The following is a 15,002-nucleotide window of genomic DNA, read 5'->3' as shown; positions in this document are numbered from 1 at the left end:
CAGAGAGGCAAACAGAAGGGGGTGTGGGCATGGAAGAGCGGGATATCATAGAGCGGCTGCTGGGACGGGATGAGTCCGGCCTGCACGATTTACTGCGGTACTACGGTCCCCTGATGCGCTACATCATCGCTCCCATCGTGACCGACCCTCACCACCGGGAGGACTGCCTGTCGGAGGCAGCCATGCGGGTGTGGGACCGGGTGGGGCAGTTCGACCCCAGCCGGGGCAGCTTCAACGCCTGGCTCACCGCGGTGGCGCGAAATACCGCCAGGAATTATCAGAGAGCCATTCAATCTCATCAGAGCACCCAGGACCTGGACGAAAACACCCCGTCCCCCCAGCCCACCCCGGAGGAGCTGCTTCTGCGGCAGGAGCGGCAGGCCGCCGTTAACCGGGCCTTGGCCCGTCTTTCCTCCGAAGAGCAGACCCTCTTTTACCGAAAATATTATTACTTACAGCCCACCGCCCAGATTGCCGCCGAGCTGGGCACCACGGAGCGGGCGGTGGAGGGCAGGCTCTACCGGCTGAAAAAGCGGCTGCGGAAACTGTTGGGAGGTGAGGGATATGCGGGAACCTGACTGGGAGTCCATGGACGAGCAGGCCTTTGAGGAACTGCTGGAAAGCAGCGTCACCCAGCCCCCGCCGGAACAGGTGGTGGCGGAGGTCACCCCCTGGCGGCTGGCCACCAAGCGGATCCTCACCGGCATCGCCCTCACCTCCATTACCCTGAATTTCTTTTGGCTCAACTACCTTCTCCCCGCCATCGGCATGGTGCTGATGCTGCTGGGCTTCCGGGCCCTGCGGCGGGAGAACCGCTGTCTGTCCATCTGCTTCGGGCTGGCGGTGCTCCGGGCCATCCATCTGTATGCCACGCTGATCTTCAACAGCACCATCTGGTTCAGCATGGTATCTTCTTCCGTACTCTATGGATTGACCGTGCTCAATCTGGCCCTTACGTACACGCAGCTTCTCTGCCTGTGGGGCGGGTTCCGGGCAGTCCAGCAAAAGGCGGGGCTGCCCCCCCACGCCGGTTCTGCTGTGGCTCTGCTGATCTGGTATGGGATCACCGGCCTGCTGGGGGCCTTGGGGTACAGCGGGCTTATCCTGCCCCTTGTGATGCTGGTCTGCTATATTCTCATCCTCCGCAGCCTGTGGAAGCTGTCCAGGGAGCTGGATCAGGCGGGCTACGCCATCCGCCCCGCGCCGGTGCGAGTAACTGATACCGTTCTTGCCATCGCCATTGCCGCCGTAGTGGTCATCGGCTGTCTCTGCGGTCTGCTGCTGGGGTGCAAATATCCCATGGACTGGCAGGCAGCGGACCCTGCAGAGCACAGCGGCGTGGAGGAAATTGAGGCACAGCTGCTGGACCTTGGCTTCCCCGACTATGTGCTCCAAGACCTGACCGCCGAGGACATTGCCGCCTGTGAAGGTGCCCTGCGGGTGGTGTGGGACGTTGACGATCGTCCGCTGAACAACGGGCGGATAGCGGCAACGGTAGTCCAGACCGAGAAGGGACAGAGTGTCACCCGCAAAAGGGTCTATGACGTGGAGGAGCTGCGCATTACCGGGGTGGCGGTGGAGCTGCCCGGAAATCAAGGTCGCTGGATGATCTTCCACCACTTCCTCTGGACGGTGGACCCCGGCTTTTACGGCACCGAGTCCATCCAGCTCTGGCCCGCCAGCCGGACCACCTTGGGAACCTGGCATTCAACCGGAGCGGTTACCGGCAGGGTCCTGTACGAAAAAGACGGCACCACCTATACCGCACCCTACTACTACCTGGGGGAACAGACCTTTACCTCCAGCAGCATCTTCTGGGGCGAGGAGACCAGCAGCGACGTGTTTGCCGCCTTCTCCATGCCCGGGACAGGGGAAAACCACCGGGGGTATCTGGCCTATCCCATGGAGGCCGTGGAGGAGAGCCGTCTCATTGACAGCTGGTTCAATTACACCCATCAGCGTACCGCCCTCCAGTATCCCGCCATGACCGCCATGGACTTCCGGATGAGCGGCGCCTGGGATGGAAACAGTCCCTTCCGCACCATCCAGGACGCCCTTCAGTTCCGTCCGTCAGAAGTTGATTAGAATACAATGTGCGGCGGGCGGCCGTAAAGGCCGCCCCTACAGCACATGACAGCTGCATCCTACCGCAAAAAATGGGCCGGGCTGATATCAGCCCGGCCCTTGTGCATTCTATCAGTCTGCCTCGTCCTGCATCGCCTTGGCGGCCTCGATGGCCTTCTCCTGGGCGGCGGGAGGTGCGTCCGCCCCAGCGGGGCAAGCCCCGCCGGGGACCCCATTTCTTTTTATCTGCTCGGGGCAAATGAATTGCCCCGGCATCAAGGTTTTGCCCACAGGGCAAAACGCTTGGACGAGGACGCTTTTCCTCCCGCCCACAAAAAAGGGCCGGGCTGATATCAGCCCGGCCCTTGTGCATTCTCTTAGTCTGCCTCGTCCTGCATCGCCTTGGCGGCCTCGATGGCCTTCTCCTGGGCGGCGGGAGGTGCGTCCGCCCCAGCGGGGCAAGCCCCGCCGGGGACCCCATTTCTTTTTATCTGCTCGGGGCAAATAAATTGCCCCGGCATCAAGGTTTTGCCCATTGGGCAAAACGCTTGGACGAGGACGCTTTTCCTCCCGCCCCCAAAAATGGGCCGGGCTGATATCAGCCCGGCCCTTGTGCATTCTCTTAGTCTGCCTCGTCCTGCATCGCCTTGGCGGCCTCGATGGCCTTCTCCTGGGCGGCGGGAGGAGCGTCCTCGTAGCGGACAAAGTGGAAGGTGAAGGAGCCACGGCCCTGGGTCATGGACCGCAGGTCGATGGCATAGCGGCTCATCTCCGCCATGGGCACCTCGGCCTCCACCACCTGGTTGCCGTCGCCGTCGGGGTTCATACCCATGACGCGGCCCCGGCGCTTGTTCAGGTCGCCGATGACGTCGCCCATGTAGCTGTCGGGGATGGTGACCTTCAGCTCGCCGATGGGCTCCAGCAGCACGGGGCTGGCCTGGGGCATACCGGCCTTGTAGGCCAGCTGCACGGCGGTCTTGAAGGCCATTTCGGAGGAGTCGACGGGGTGATAGGAGCCGTCAAACAGGGTGGCCTTCAGATACACCACGGGATAGCCCGCCAGCACGCCATGGACCACAGCCTCACGCATACCCTTCTCAACGGCGGGGAAGTAGTTCTTGGGCACAGCGCCGCCCACGACCTCCTCGCAGAACTGCAGCTCCTCGGTGTCGCCGGGCTCGAAGCGCATCCACACGTCGCCGAACTGGCCGTGACCGCCGGTCTGCTTCTTGTGGCGGCCCTGGACCTCCACCTTCTTGCGGATCTTCTCACGGTAAGCCACGCGGGGCTCGGAGAGCTCGGCGTCCACGCCGAAGCGGCTCTTCAGGCGGGAGACGATGACGTCCATCTGCATATCGCCGGTACCGGAAACCACCATCTGGTGGGTCTCGGCGTTGTTCACCCAGTTGAAGGTAAGATCCTCTTCGTTCAGGCGGGTGAGGCCGGCAGCGATCTTGTCCTCCTGGCCCTTGGTCTTGGGGCTGATGGCCACGGAATAGCAGGGCTCGGGGAAGGGGATGGGCTCGATCTTGACCACCTTGCGGGGATCAGACAGGGTATCGCCGGTCTTCACCTTGTCCATCTTGCCGATGGCGCCGATGTCGCCGCACTCCAGCTCCTTGACTTCCTCGGCCTTCTTGCCCTTCATGACGTACAGGCGGCCCAGCTTCTCGGTGGCGCCGGTGCGGGCGTTGACCACCTGCATATCGGGCTTCAGGTTGCCGGAGAGCACCTTCACATAGGAGTACTTGCCGTACTGGTCGGAAACGGTCTTCCACACAAAGGCGCAGGGCAGAGCGCCGGGAGAAGCCACGAACTCATCCAGCTCGCCCTTCTCGTTCTCGCCCTCCAGAGGACGGCCCTCCATGGGAGAGGGCAGCAGCTCCACGATGATATCCAGCAGCATACGGGTGCCCAGGCCGGTGAGGGCGGAGCCGCACACCACAGGGAAGAGGGACAGGTCCTTCACGCCCTGGCGCAGGCCCTGGATCATCTCGGCATAGGTGAAGTCCTCGCCGGAGAAATACTTGTCCATCAGCTCCTCGCTGGTCTCAGCCACAGACTCCTTCAGGGCGTCGTACAGCTCGTCCAGCACGGGCAGCTTCTCCTCGGGCACGTCGATCTCCACGCGCTCGCCCTTGGGGCCGGCCTCGAAGGCGCGCTTATGGAGCACGTCGATAAAGCCGATGACCTTCTTGTCGGCATCCCAGATGGGAGCCACCACGGGAGCGATGTTCTTGCCGAAGCGCTCACGCAGGGTATCGAAGGCTGCGTTGTAGTCGGAGTTATCCTCGTCGGTCTTGGAGATGTAGAGCAGACGGGGCACGCCGCGGCGGGTGCACAGCTTCCACGCCTTCTCGGCGCCCACGCTCATGCCGCCCTTGGCGGAGCAGACGATGATAGCGGCGTCGGACACATGGAGGGCCTCCATGACCTCGCCGGAGAAATCGAAATAGCCGGGGGTGTCCAGCACATTGATCTTACAGCCGTTGTACTCAATGGGAGCCACCGCAGTGGAGATGGAAATCTGGCGGCGGGTCTCTTCGGGATCGTAATCACAAACGGTGTTTCCGTCGGCAGGATTGCCCAGCCGGGGAGTACCACCGGTCAAATACAGCATGCTTTCCGCCAGGGAGGTCTTTCCGTTGCCACCGTGTCCCAGCAGACATACGTTGCGGATGTTTTGTACGGAATAGCTCATAGTTTGTTTCCTCTCCTTACATTTGGAATCGCGAACAGCAGTACGAGTACTGCTGTTGTCCATTATACATGAAACACCGTGGAGTTACAATAAGAAATTTAGAAAAATCGCGCAAAATGCCCCAGCGGGTACCCGCCGGGGCATTTTTAGGTTCCGCTTGTCAGAAAGATCATCACCGCTTGGACCGTCTGGCCCTCCGGACAAGGAGAATGGGCACGACGATGACTGCGGCTATCACCAGCAGAACAGGGCTAAAGAACAGAAGGTACATCTTTAGATAGGGGCTGCGCAGGATGCCGATGATCTCCTGGAACCAGTTCTGATCCACCCGGATCTCCAGATTGCCCTCCGGCAGGCTGTCGGAACGGTACTGATAGGTGCGCGTCCCCACCTTCTCAAAGTCCAGATTGCTGCCGGCCAGCACGGGCATGTCCCTGTCCAGATAGAGGTTAATGGTCAGATCCTGAAAGTCTCGCCACATGGCCGCTGGGGCCAGGTAATACCGGATCGTGCCGCGCTTCACATTGTAATCGTAATCCGGGTAGCCACCCAGGCGATAGGGATAGGACACGGACACCTCACAGGCCTCCCCCGGCCCGAAGTCCAGCTGGAAGGAGATGCCCTCCACAGTCTGTCCGCCCACATCGGCCACATCGCCGTTGGTGAGCACCGCATAACGCCAGTCCTCGGTTTTTACCTCTGTGGTGTAATTCAGCACATATTGGTCGGTGGAGCAGGGAACCGAAACCCCGTCCGTCGTTACCTCCACGCTGCCGTCGCCGGTGTTGGGGGCCAGGAACATCACCGGGGTGGACACCGGCTGGTCGGTACTGTTGACCATGGAATAGGTGGCGGTGATCTCCGCCGTGGAGCCGGTGACTCTGATATCCAGCACCTCTTCGGTCACTGCCAGAGCGTCGTTGCGCTCAAAGGTAATGGAAGAGCCGATATCCGGGTCCGCCGGGGCGGCCATATTGGCGGATGCGGGTATGGGTGAAAGCAGCAGCAGGGTCAGCGCAAGAGCAGAAACAGCGTGCAGTGGTTTCATCTTAACACCTCCTGTATCCGGGCCTTTCCTCGCCTTCAGTCTACCATGGAGGGCAATGGATGGCAACAGAAAAGGCCCCGCCGCAGAAGCGGCGGGGTCCTGGTGTGATTCAGCTTTCCTCTATGGGGATGGTCTGGCCGTTGAGGGTGACCGAAACCACCTGCTCCGGGTCAATGGGCTGGTCAAAGGTCCAGGTGGCCCACCAGCTGTTCCCATCTGCATAGCTTGGGGTAAGGACGGCACCGTTCTCCAGAAGGACCGTTGGAGCAAACTTTTCCAGCGTAATATAACGGAAGGACGTTCCATCTTCCGGATACATGGTGTCCTGGTCACAAACCAGTGTAAGGCTCAGCGGGGAAAGCTCCAGCCGCTCGGCCATAACAGAGCCATCTGACGCCTGATCCGCAGGCAGCGCAAGAGAGACAGAAATGTGTTCTGCTTCCACGGTCTGAAGGGAAATCTCCAGGGACCAGTTTCCTTCCACTGGCTCACTCAGGACCGAATAGTCGGCTGTCATCTCAATCACGGTCAATCGGGATAGCTGCTCCGGTCCAAAGCCCTCCAGGCAGTAGTCCAAATCGCCGTCGATTGGAGTAACCTTTTCCAAGTCATGTCCTACTCCCGCTCCATCGTCCTTGAGGATGGTGGCGCTGACTGCAATATTCTGCCAAGCTGTGCTGATAGCAGGACGTACCCGCACATGGAGGTTGCCATCCGCGGCAAACCCCGCCGCCACAATGGAAAACGGCGCTCCAGCGGCAGCGTCGCTCTCCAATTCCGGTTGGGGCAGCAGGACAGTGGAACCGTCCTGTGTCCGGGTGCTGGGCAGCAGCTCTGCTGTGATTCCAGCCTGTTCCGAAGCAGCGGAAATTCGTTGGGATACCGATTGATAGCCTCCCAACAAACGCTCCACATCCAGACAAAGGGTGGCGTCCTCCGGCACGTTCGCCCTGCCAGTAGCAGTAAGTACAAATAGGCAGGTCCTGCTGTCCGGATCATAGGAAAGCTGTCTGACGCTGTAACTTCCATAGGGCCAGATGTTCCGATCCGTCCGCGTCAGGGTATCGCTTATCTGCGTCGTTTCATCTAACCGCTCTCCCTCTAAATCCCGGGCCGTAAAATAGACCCGCACCATTCTGCCATCAGCCAGCGCCTGGACTCCTTCGATCCGGATTCCCTGCTCCTCACAGGCGGCCTTCACCTCCGTGGCATAAGGGGCCCGGCTGCCCAGGTCGTTCTGGATGGCCTGCCAGATGGTGGGCCCCGCCGCCAGGGCTGAAACCGTGAGGGCGGCGGCGGCAGCCACCGCTATGATCCCCCGGCGGGTCAACCGGCGGGGACTCCGCTCCCCTCCGGACAAAGCGGCTCTCATCTGCGCTCTGGTCCGCTCCACCAGCTGCCGGTCCGGAACCATCTCGTCAAACTGTCTTCGATAATCCTGTTCAAACACAGGGATTCCCTCCTTCTTCCAGATAATCCCGCAGCTGCCGCCGGGCCCGCATGAGGCGCATCCGCACGGCGGATTCCTTCTTGCCCAGCAGCCCGGCGATCTCAGGGGTGGAGTACCCCTCATAATAGTAGAGATGGACCACCACCCGCAAATCGGGAGAGAGCTTGTCCAGGCAGGCGTCCAGTTCGGTCTTCTCCTCCGGCGGCGGGGCCGTCAGCTCTCCTGTCTCCTCCAGGGGCTGGGTCCGGCGGCGGAAGGGATTGCGCCAGTAGGAGTTGGCACAGTTGATGGTCACCCGGCAGAACCAGGATTTCTCGTGTTCCTCGCTTTCCAGCCTGGGGCGTTTGCTGACCAGCCGGAGAAACACCTCCTGAAACACGTCCTCCGCCCCCTCCCGGCTGCGGGTGCGGGCAAAGGCCAGCTGATAGACCAGCGCGGCGTATTTGTCCAGCAATTCCTCTGCCCGTCTGTTGAATCCTTGGGGATCTTCCTTCACAAAATCCCTCCTTTCCCGGTTCTTGAAAAGGCCTTTCACCTGAAATACGCACTTGCCTGTGATTCCGTCACATCTGAATAAAAAAAGCGCAGGCCCACGGCCTGCGCTCTTCTGCTATGATCAGGGTTGTGTGATATCACTGCCGTCCAGCGGCACGGTGTAGGTGGTGCAGCTGGCGGTGCCGTCGGGACCGGGGGTGACCTGCTCCAGCTGGCACAGCCAGCCGGTGCCAGCCTCATTGAGTCCGGCACAGATCAGCCTGGTGGTGGTACCATCCGCCCCGGTGGGACCGGCCATGGTGCCGTCGGCGCCCACCGTCAGCTCGTCGGCGTTCCAGCCCAGCCAGGCAGCCAGCTTGCGCAGGGCCTCCTCCTGACTTAGTCCGGTATCCGCGGTAAAGCCGTTGGCCGTGGCCGGCTGAATATTCCGATCATCGGGCGTAATGCTATAAATATTTGCACCGTTGTTGGCAGGGGGCTGAGATGCTTCCCCTGTGGCCGCCGGCTCCTGGGCGCCGTCGCCCGGCATACTTCTGCTGTCCTGGGTGCCAGTGGAACCGCTCTGTCCGCCTCCCTGGCTTGCCGTCTTCTCCGAATCCGCGCCGCCAGCTGCGGTGGTCTCCGTCTGATCCTGGTCCTTGGAGGCCGGGGCGATCTCACCCGAAACGGCATCTCCTGCACTGGCGCCGGAAGCAGGGGCAGTCAGCGAGGCATTGCCCGCACTCTGTTCGGTGCCCAGCATGCCGCCGGTGCGCCACTCATTCATGGTGCCTGCCCCCACTACCACGATGGCCAGCACCGCAGCCAGAGAGGCCAGGCTCCGCCAGCGCCACTGGCGCTTCTTTCCCTGGAAAGGGGTCACCTTGGAGGCGTGGATCTGATCCATCACGCTTTCCTTTAACCCGGCAGGGGGTTGTGCCGCCAGACCGGGCAACTCCGCATGCAGGACTTCCAGGTCGGCGGAGAGGGCCCGGCATGCCGGGCATACCGACAGATGCTCCTCCAGCCGGTTGTTTTCCTCCTCACTGAGAGGTCCGTCCAGTCGGGCGCTGATGAGCTCCAGCGCCTCGTCACAGCTCAGCATATCGTTCCCTCCTTTCTTTGGGGAGCTGCTCTCCCCTTGTTCACGATATAGACGTGGGCGAGTCGAAAAAGTTCCCCTGTTTTTTCAAATAATTGCGCAGCGCCAGCCGGGCCCGGGCGATGCGAGACTTCACCGTTCCCTCCTCCAGCTCCAGCGTCTGGGCGATCTCGCCGTAGGACAGGCCCTCCAGCTCCCGCAGTATGAGCACCTTTCGGTGCTCCTCCGACAGAGAGGCCAGACCGGCCCGCAGGGTCTCCCGCCGCTCCCGCCGCTCGGCCTCCACATGGGGGGAGTAGCGCTCGTCGGGCAGCTCGGCCTGCCGGGCCTCCTCCTCGTCGTCCAGGGAGATGGTCATGGACAGGGCGCCCCGCCGCTTCTCCTTCCGCAGAAAATCGATGCACACATTGCTGGTCAGCCGGTACAGCCAGGTGGCAAAGGAGCTGTCCCCCTGGAACTTGCCCAGCCCCTTCCATGCATTGAGAAAGGCCTCCTGACTCAGCTCCAGGGCGTCGTCCGGATTGCCCGTCATCCGCAGGGCCAGATTGTAGATCCGCCCCTGGTTCTGCTCCACCAGCTGGGCAAAGGACTGCTCGTCCCCCTGGCGTGCACGCTGGACCAGCTCCCATTCCGCTTTCATGCCTTTCTCTCACCTGCCTTTCAGACCCGGGGCCTTACTGTCTGGGATCGTCCTTCAGATCCCGCTTGATGCCCGCCGTCACCTTGTAGATGTCCTCCAGGGTGGACACATGGCTGATTTGCTCCTTATAGTACCCGGCGTGGGGCACCCCCTTCAGGTACCAGGCATAGTGCTTCCTGGCCTCCAGGCAGGCGATGTGCTCCCCCTTGTGGGCCGCCGACAGCTCAAACTGCCGCACCGCCGTGTCGCACCGCTGGGCCAGCGGGGGCAGAGGCGGGATCTCATCCCCCGCCAGAGCCGCTTTGGCCCGCTGGAACAGCCAGGGATTGCCGAAGCATCCCCGGCCGATCATGGCCATATCAGCGCCGGTATAGTTCAGGATACGCACCGCGTCCCTGGGCTCAAATACGTCGCCGTTGGCGATGACCGGAATGGACACCGCCTGCTTTACCGCCCGGATGTAGTCCCAGTTGGCGGTGCCGGAATACATCTGGGTTTTGGTGCGGCCGTGGACCGCCACAGCGGCCACGCCGGCCTGTTCCATGGCTTTGGCAAACTCCACACAGTTGATGGAGCCCTTGTCCCAGCCCAGCCGGAATTTCACCGTCACCGGCCTGCCGCCTGCCCCCCGGATCACCGCCTCGGCCACCTTCACCGCCAGCTCCGGGTTCTTCATCAGCCCCGAGCCGTCGCCGGAATTGGCCACCTTGGGTACCGGACAGCCCATATTGATGTCAATGATATCCGCTCCGGAAACCTCCGCCGCGATGCCCGCCGCCTGCTCCATGCAGTACGGGTCACTGCCGAAGAGCTGGGCCGCCGCCGGGCACTCATTCTCCCCCAGCTTGAGCAGAGGAATGGATTTCTTGTCCTGATAGCACAGCGCCTTGGCGCTCACCATCTCGGTCACGGTATAGCCCGCCCCCAGCTCCCGGCAGATGGTCCGGAAACCCAGGTCTGTCACTCCCGCCATAGGAGCCAGCGCCAGAGCGGAATTTATGGTAATATTGCCAACTTTCACAATGTCCCCCGATGTGTTATAAATAGTAGCGTAGCAAGCGTATCATACCACATGGCAGGGAATTCGGCAAGTTCGTTTCCCTTGTCCGGCGTAGGCCGCTTGACTTTTGTGATTAAGATAAGGAGCGTTTTCTATGGATAAGTACGTCTGCGATCTGTGCGGTTATATCTACGATCCCGCCGAGGGCGATCCCGACAACGGCGTGGCCCCCGGCACTCCCTGGGAGCAGGTTCCCGCCGATTGGGTGTGCCCCCTGTGCGGCGTGGGCAAGGATCAGTTCTCCAAGCAGTAAGTCTTTCCCCGTCTCTTTCCGCCCGTCCGACGGCTTTGCCGCCGGACGGGCGTTTTTTCTTTTTTTTAAGTTTTATTCTAACTTCATTCATATAAAGTATTACCCCCATTATCGTCAGCTCTATCTATTCCTGTTATTTTGTAAATATTTTATTTTAATATCCTATTAGTAATCATTTGTCCTCATCCTGAATCCCGTGCCCGCATTCCGTTTTGCATGCTTTAAAGATTAATCCTTCACATTTTGTCACCATGTGCCGCTGCCGCCGGGAGACGGAATTTCTCCTTACCCCCATTGACAGAACCGATGGGCACCTCTTATAATGGCCTCGACGAACCCAAAAATGACCCAATTTTCCTGTGGAAGGGAGGCCCTATTTTGGAACATCTGATAGCGCCGCTGGTGGGTGACGCCTCGCCTGTGACCGTGATCGGCCTGTGCAAAAATGCGGGCAAGACCACCGCCATGCGCCGCCTGATGGCCGAGTTGGGGGAGGAGCGACTGGCCCTCACCTCGGTGGGCCGGGACGGAGAACGCACCGACCTGGTCACCGGGACAGAGAAACCCGACCTGTATCTGAAAGCAGGCGACCTGTTCGCCACCGCCCGGGCCATGCTCACCCTGTGTGACGCCACCCTGGAGGTGGTGGATCTCACCGACGTCATGACCCCTCTTGGTCCGGTGGCCATTTTCCGCACCCTGTCTGACGGCTATGTCCAGCTGGCCGGCCCCTCCGCCGCCGGGCAGCTGCGCCCCCTCACCGACCGCTTCATGGAGCTGGGGGCCCAGCGGGTGCTGATTGACGGCGCTGCCGGCCGCAAGTCCCTGGCAGGGGCCGGGGTGGAGGGCGTGGCCCTGCTGTGTACCGGTGCCTCTCTGGATCGCGACATGGACCTGGTGGTAGCGGAGACCGCCCACACCTGCTGGCTCTTTGCCCGAAAAGTCCCCGAGCAGGCCGGTCTGCGCTCCGCTCTGGAGGGGGTGGGGGACCGCTTTGCCCTGTTTGAGCTGGACGGTACGCCCCTGGAGCTGCCCCTGGACGAAAGCGGCGGCCCCAAGTGGAACAAACTGCCCCGCCGGCCTCTGGCAGTGTGGGCGGCAGGCGGCATTACCGATCCCCTGCTCAAGACTCTGGCCCGCCGGGGGGCTCCCACCACCCTGGTCACCCAGGACGCCACCCATGTGCTGGCGGGCCGGTCGGCCCTGGACCTCTTCCTGCGCAGCGGCGGCCAGCTGGCCGTCCGCCGGGAGCTCACCATCGCCGCCGTGGCGGCCAACCCCTGGTCGGCCTACGGCTGGCACTTTGAACCGGACAAATTCATCTCCGCCCTGCGGCAGGCCATCGACCTGCCGGTGGTCAACGTGAAGGAGGATCAACATGGAACTGACGCATGAACTGCGGGAGCACGCGGGGCTGCAGTGGGTCCTGGACCGGCTGAGCCCCATGTCGCCCTTCGGCAAGGCTGCCGCCCGGGCACTCCGCTGGTACGGGCCGGGAGACGAGGCCGCCCTGGAGGAGGAGCTGGACAACGTCTCCCTGGCCATGGAGCTGTGGAACGCCGGCAGCACCGCCCCTCAGGATAACTCCTGCGGCTGCGCCCCGGTACGGCTGACGGAGGCGGAGCGGAAGGACGCCGCCACTGCCCTGCGGGGAGTGACCCGCTGCCTGCCCCTGTTTCACGACATCCGGGGCTCCTTCGACCGGGACCCCGGCGCTCCCTTTGACCTGGTGGAGCTCTTTGAGATCAAGCACTTCCTGGTTACCCTGGAGCAGCTGGTCCAGGCCTATGCCGCCCTGCCTCCCATGGCCGGGCTGACCTTCCCCTCCCTGTCTGAGGCTCTGGAACTGATGGATCCGGAGGGCCGCCGTCTGCCCACCTTCTCCATCGTCAACTCCTACCACAACGATCTGGCCCCCCTGCGGGCGGAGAAGGCCAAGCTGGAGAAGGCCATCCGCATGACCCAGGAGGAAAAGCGCGCTCCCCTGATGGAGAAGCGCCGGGTGCTGGCGGTGGAAGAGGATAAGCTTGAGCTGGAGGTTCGCCGGATGCTCACCGGCAAGCTGATGGCCTACAAGGATGCCTTCCTGGCCAACATGGAGGCTCTGGGCCGTCTGGACCTCATCGTGGCCAAGGCCAAGCTGGCCCTGCGCTACCACTGCGTCCGTCCCGTCCTCAGCAACGACAAGTCCATTACGCTCCGGGGCGTGCGCCATCCCCAGGTGGAGGAGGATCTGGCCCAGCGGGGCGAGGGCTTCACCCTGCTGGATCTGGACCTGAAGCCGGGCTGCACCGTCATCACCGGCGCCAATATGGGCGGTAAGACGGTGTCCCTGCGCTCCACCGTGCTCTCCCTGCTGCTGTGCCAGTGCGGCTTCTTCGTCTTTGCCCAGTCCGCTGCCCTGCCCCTGTTCCACCAGGTTGCCCTCATCCTGGCTGACAGCGGCCCGGGGGCCGGCGGCCTGTCCTCCTTCGGCAAGGAGGTCCACCTGCTGGACAACCTGCTGCGGGGTACAAAGGATCAGTTCTTCTTCGTGGCCCTGGACGAATTCGCCCGGGGCACCAACCCCCAGGAGGGCGCCGCCCTGGCCCGGGCTCTGGTCCGTCACCTGGGCAGCCTGGACTGCGTGGCCCTTATGACCACCCACTACGACGGCGTGTCCGACGTGGCCGGCGCCCACTACCAGGTGGCCGGTCTGGTGCGGGACATCAAGGGCGATGAAGGGGACGATCCCCGCAAGCGCATCGCCCGGCGGATGGACTACCGGCTCCTCCCCGCTCCCCCCGGAGCCCCTTGTCCCCGGGACGCCCTGCGGGTGTGCCGGCTGCTGAAACTGGACGATACCCTCATGGAGCTCTTCCAGGCAGATCTGTAACTTTTTCCTGCTCCGGCAGGCGGTCCAGGCCGTCTGCCGGTCTTTTTTGCTTTCCAGTTCTGGTTACTTTTTGGTAACCACCGTCCCGCTGTAGCGTACAAAAGTACACAGGACATAGAAAAATTTTGTGAGCCTAATTTTTTAAAAAATAGTTGACAAACCAAACCGGCTGGGTTATAGTGGATTTGTCAAAAGTGAATAACATGCATGGATAGAGGCGCGGAGCGCAAGGTAGCAAAGCAATGACAAGGGCCGGCGAGCCCGATGTGCTTTGTGAATGTCCGCTCCGCCGAAGGGGGACGTGAATCGTACAGCCCTCCCCCTGAGCCGTGGGCCCAGTGCTTACGGATTGTCATGAGTCACATGAAGCGCTATTTGTGTCTGAACGAGAGTTACCCCCTCCCGCGGACATGAGTAGTGTTTTTTTGTTCATGAAGCGCTATCTCGCCGGAGGACGATATCTCCTACCGGCGGGGTAGCTTAATTTTTTCGAGGAGGCGTGTCATGGAAAAGCTTATTATCACCGCGGCCATCTGCGGCGCAGAGGTCACCAAGGAGCATAACCCCGCTGTTCCCTACACCGTGGAAGAAATGGTCCGCGAGGCCAAGAGCGCCTTTGATGCCGGCGCCGCTGTCATCCACGTCCACGTCCGTGAGGACGACGGTACCCCCACCCAGGACCGTGAGCGGTTCCGCGTGGTGCTGGACGCCATCAAGGAAGCCTGCCCCGGCGTCATCCTGATCCCCTCCACCGGCGGCGCCACCGGCATGACCCCCGAGGAGCGGCTCCAGCCCACCGAGCTGTGCCCCGAGATGGCCACTCTGGACTGCGGCACCTGCAACTTCGGCGACGACATCTTCGTCAACGATATGCCCACCATGCGGGCCTTCGGCAAGCGGATGCTGGAGAACAACATCAAGCCCGAGTATGAGTGCTTCGAGATCGGCCACCTGGACACCATCGTGACCATGGCCAACAAGGGTCTGGTTCCCGGCGCTCCCATGCAGTTCAACTTCGTGCTGGGCGTGTCCGGCTGCACCCCCGCCACCGTGGGCAACCTGGACTACCTGGTCAAGCAGATCCCCGCCGGCTCCACCTGGACCGTCACCGGCATCGGCCGGGGCGCCTGGCCCATGGTCGCCGCCGGTATCGTGATGGGCGGCAACGTCCGCGTGGGCTTCGAGGACAACATCTACCTGGAGAAGGGCCACAAGGCTGCCTCCAACGGCGAGCTGGTAGCCAAGGTGGTCCGCCTGGCCAAGGAGCTGGGCCGCGAGATCGCCACCCCCGATGAGGCCCGGAAGATCCTCTCCCTGGCCTGATCCCATCGCTTC

Annotated in this window: 15 protein-coding genes and 1 riboswitch; of the genes, 6 read left to right on the top strand and 9 right to left on the bottom strand. The window is 62.1% G+C overall.

The features are described from left to right. Nucleotides 1-29 precede the first annotated feature (29 nt). Nucleotides 30-578 carry a sigma-70 family RNA polymerase sigma factor gene (locus B5G34_RS06795; RefSeq protein WP_162609441.1) on the top strand — a complete coding sequence of 183 codons (549 nt, stop codon included), beginning with the start codon at nt 30-32 and terminating at the stop codon, nt 576-578. After that, on the top strand, nt 565-2,085 hold the full coding sequence (locus B5G34_RS06790; RefSeq protein WP_087335497.1) for a hypothetical protein: 1,521 nt from the start codon (nt 565-567) through the stop codon (nt 2,083-2,085). Before B5G34_RS06795 ends, B5G34_RS06790 begins: the two co-directional genes overlap by 14 nt. A gap of 111 nt (nt 2,086-2,196) precedes the next feature. Here B5G34_RS06790 and B5G34_RS18730 read toward each other — a convergent pair whose 3' ends face one another. The 9 genes from B5G34_RS18730 to dusB form a co-directional block, all read right to left on the bottom strand. After that, nucleotides 2,197-2,355, bottom strand: a complete 159-nt coding sequence (locus B5G34_RS18730) for a hypothetical protein (protein WP_162609440.1) — start codon at nt 2,353-2,355, stop codon at nt 2,197-2,199. Between the two features lie 86 nt (nt 2,356-2,441). Continuing rightward, the gene (locus B5G34_RS18725) at nt 2,442-2,600 is read right to left on the bottom strand and encodes a hypothetical protein (RefSeq protein WP_162609440.1); all 159 of its coding nucleotides are present in this window, start codon (nt 2,598-2,600) and stop codon (nt 2,442-2,444) included. An 86-nt stretch (nt 2,601-2,686) separates the two neighbouring features. Beyond that, the gene (locus B5G34_RS06775; protein ID WP_087335491.1) at nt 2,687-4,765 is read right to left on the bottom strand and encodes an elongation factor G; all 2,079 of its coding nucleotides are present in this window, start codon (nt 4,763-4,765) and stop codon (nt 2,687-2,689) included. 172 nt (nt 4,766-4,937) lie between these two features. Continuing rightward, nucleotides 4,938-5,813, bottom strand: a complete 876-nt coding sequence (locus tag B5G34_RS06770; protein WP_087335490.1) for a hypothetical protein — start codon at nt 5,811-5,813, stop codon at nt 4,938-4,940. A gap of 109 nt (nt 5,814-5,922) precedes the next feature. Then, nucleotides 5,923-7,263, bottom strand: coding sequence for a hypothetical protein (locus tag B5G34_RS06765; RefSeq protein WP_087335488.1), 1,341 nt, complete (start codon nt 7,261-7,263; stop codon nt 5,923-5,925). After that, on the bottom strand, nt 7,256-7,759 hold the full coding sequence (locus B5G34_RS06760; RefSeq protein WP_242956898.1) for an RNA polymerase sigma factor: 504 nt from the start codon (nt 7,757-7,759) through the stop codon (nt 7,256-7,258). Before B5G34_RS06760 ends, B5G34_RS06765 begins: the two co-directional genes overlap by 8 nt. Before the next feature lie 120 nt (nt 7,760-7,879). Beyond that, nucleotides 7,880-8,842 carry an anti-sigma factor gene (locus B5G34_RS06755; protein ID WP_087335486.1) on the bottom strand — a complete coding sequence of 321 codons (963 nt, stop codon included), beginning with the start codon at nt 8,840-8,842 and terminating at the stop codon, nt 7,880-7,882. Between the two features lie 40 nt (nt 8,843-8,882). Further along, on the bottom strand, nt 8,883-9,479 hold the full coding sequence (locus tag B5G34_RS06750) for a sigma-70 family RNA polymerase sigma factor (protein WP_087335484.1): 597 nt from the start codon (nt 9,477-9,479) through the stop codon (nt 8,883-8,885). Between the two features lie 34 nt (nt 9,480-9,513). Then, nucleotides 9,514-10,500, bottom strand: a complete 987-nt coding sequence (gene dusB / locus B5G34_RS06745; RefSeq protein WP_087335482.1) for a tRNA dihydrouridine synthase DusB — start codon at nt 10,498-10,500, stop codon at nt 9,514-9,516. 133 nt (nt 10,501-10,633) lie between these two features. On the opposite strand from dusB, the gene rd reads away from it, so the two are divergent. The 4 genes from rd (at nt 10,634) to B5G34_RS06725 (ending at nt 14,990) form a co-directional block, all read left to right on the top strand. Then, on the top strand, nt 10,634-10,792 hold the full coding sequence (gene rd, locus B5G34_RS06740) for a rubredoxin (RefSeq protein ID WP_087335480.1): 159 nt from the start codon (nt 10,634-10,636) through the stop codon (nt 10,790-10,792). 378 nt (nt 10,793-11,170) lie between these two features. Further along, nucleotides 11,171-12,187 carry a hypothetical protein gene (locus B5G34_RS06735; protein WP_087335478.1) on the top strand — a complete coding sequence of 339 codons (1,017 nt, stop codon included), beginning with the start codon at nt 11,171-11,173 and terminating at the stop codon, nt 12,185-12,187. Then, on the top strand, nt 12,171-13,667 hold the full coding sequence (locus B5G34_RS06730; RefSeq protein WP_087335476.1) for a DNA mismatch repair protein MutS: 1,497 nt from the start codon (nt 12,171-12,173) through the stop codon (nt 13,665-13,667). The genes B5G34_RS06735 and B5G34_RS06730 overlap by 17 nt, the downstream gene beginning before the upstream one ends. Before the next feature lie 204 nt (nt 13,668-13,871). Further along, nucleotides 13,872-14,049, top strand: a riboswitch (Lysine riboswitch). A 122-nt stretch (nt 14,050-14,171) separates the two neighbouring features. Then, on the top strand, nt 14,172-14,990 hold the full coding sequence (locus tag B5G34_RS06725; protein WP_087335474.1) for a 3-keto-5-aminohexanoate cleavage protein: 819 nt from the start codon (nt 14,172-14,174) through the stop codon (nt 14,988-14,990). Nucleotides 14,991-15,002 lie beyond the last annotated feature (12 nt).

Origin of the sequence: Flavonifractor sp. An82 (assembly GCF_002159265.1) — a bacterium.
Classification (GTDB): Bacteria; Bacillota; Clostridia; order Oscillospirales; family Oscillospiraceae; genus Flavonifractor.
Note: the sequence above shows the minus strand (reverse complement) of the source record. Positions and strands in the feature narration are given on the sequence as shown.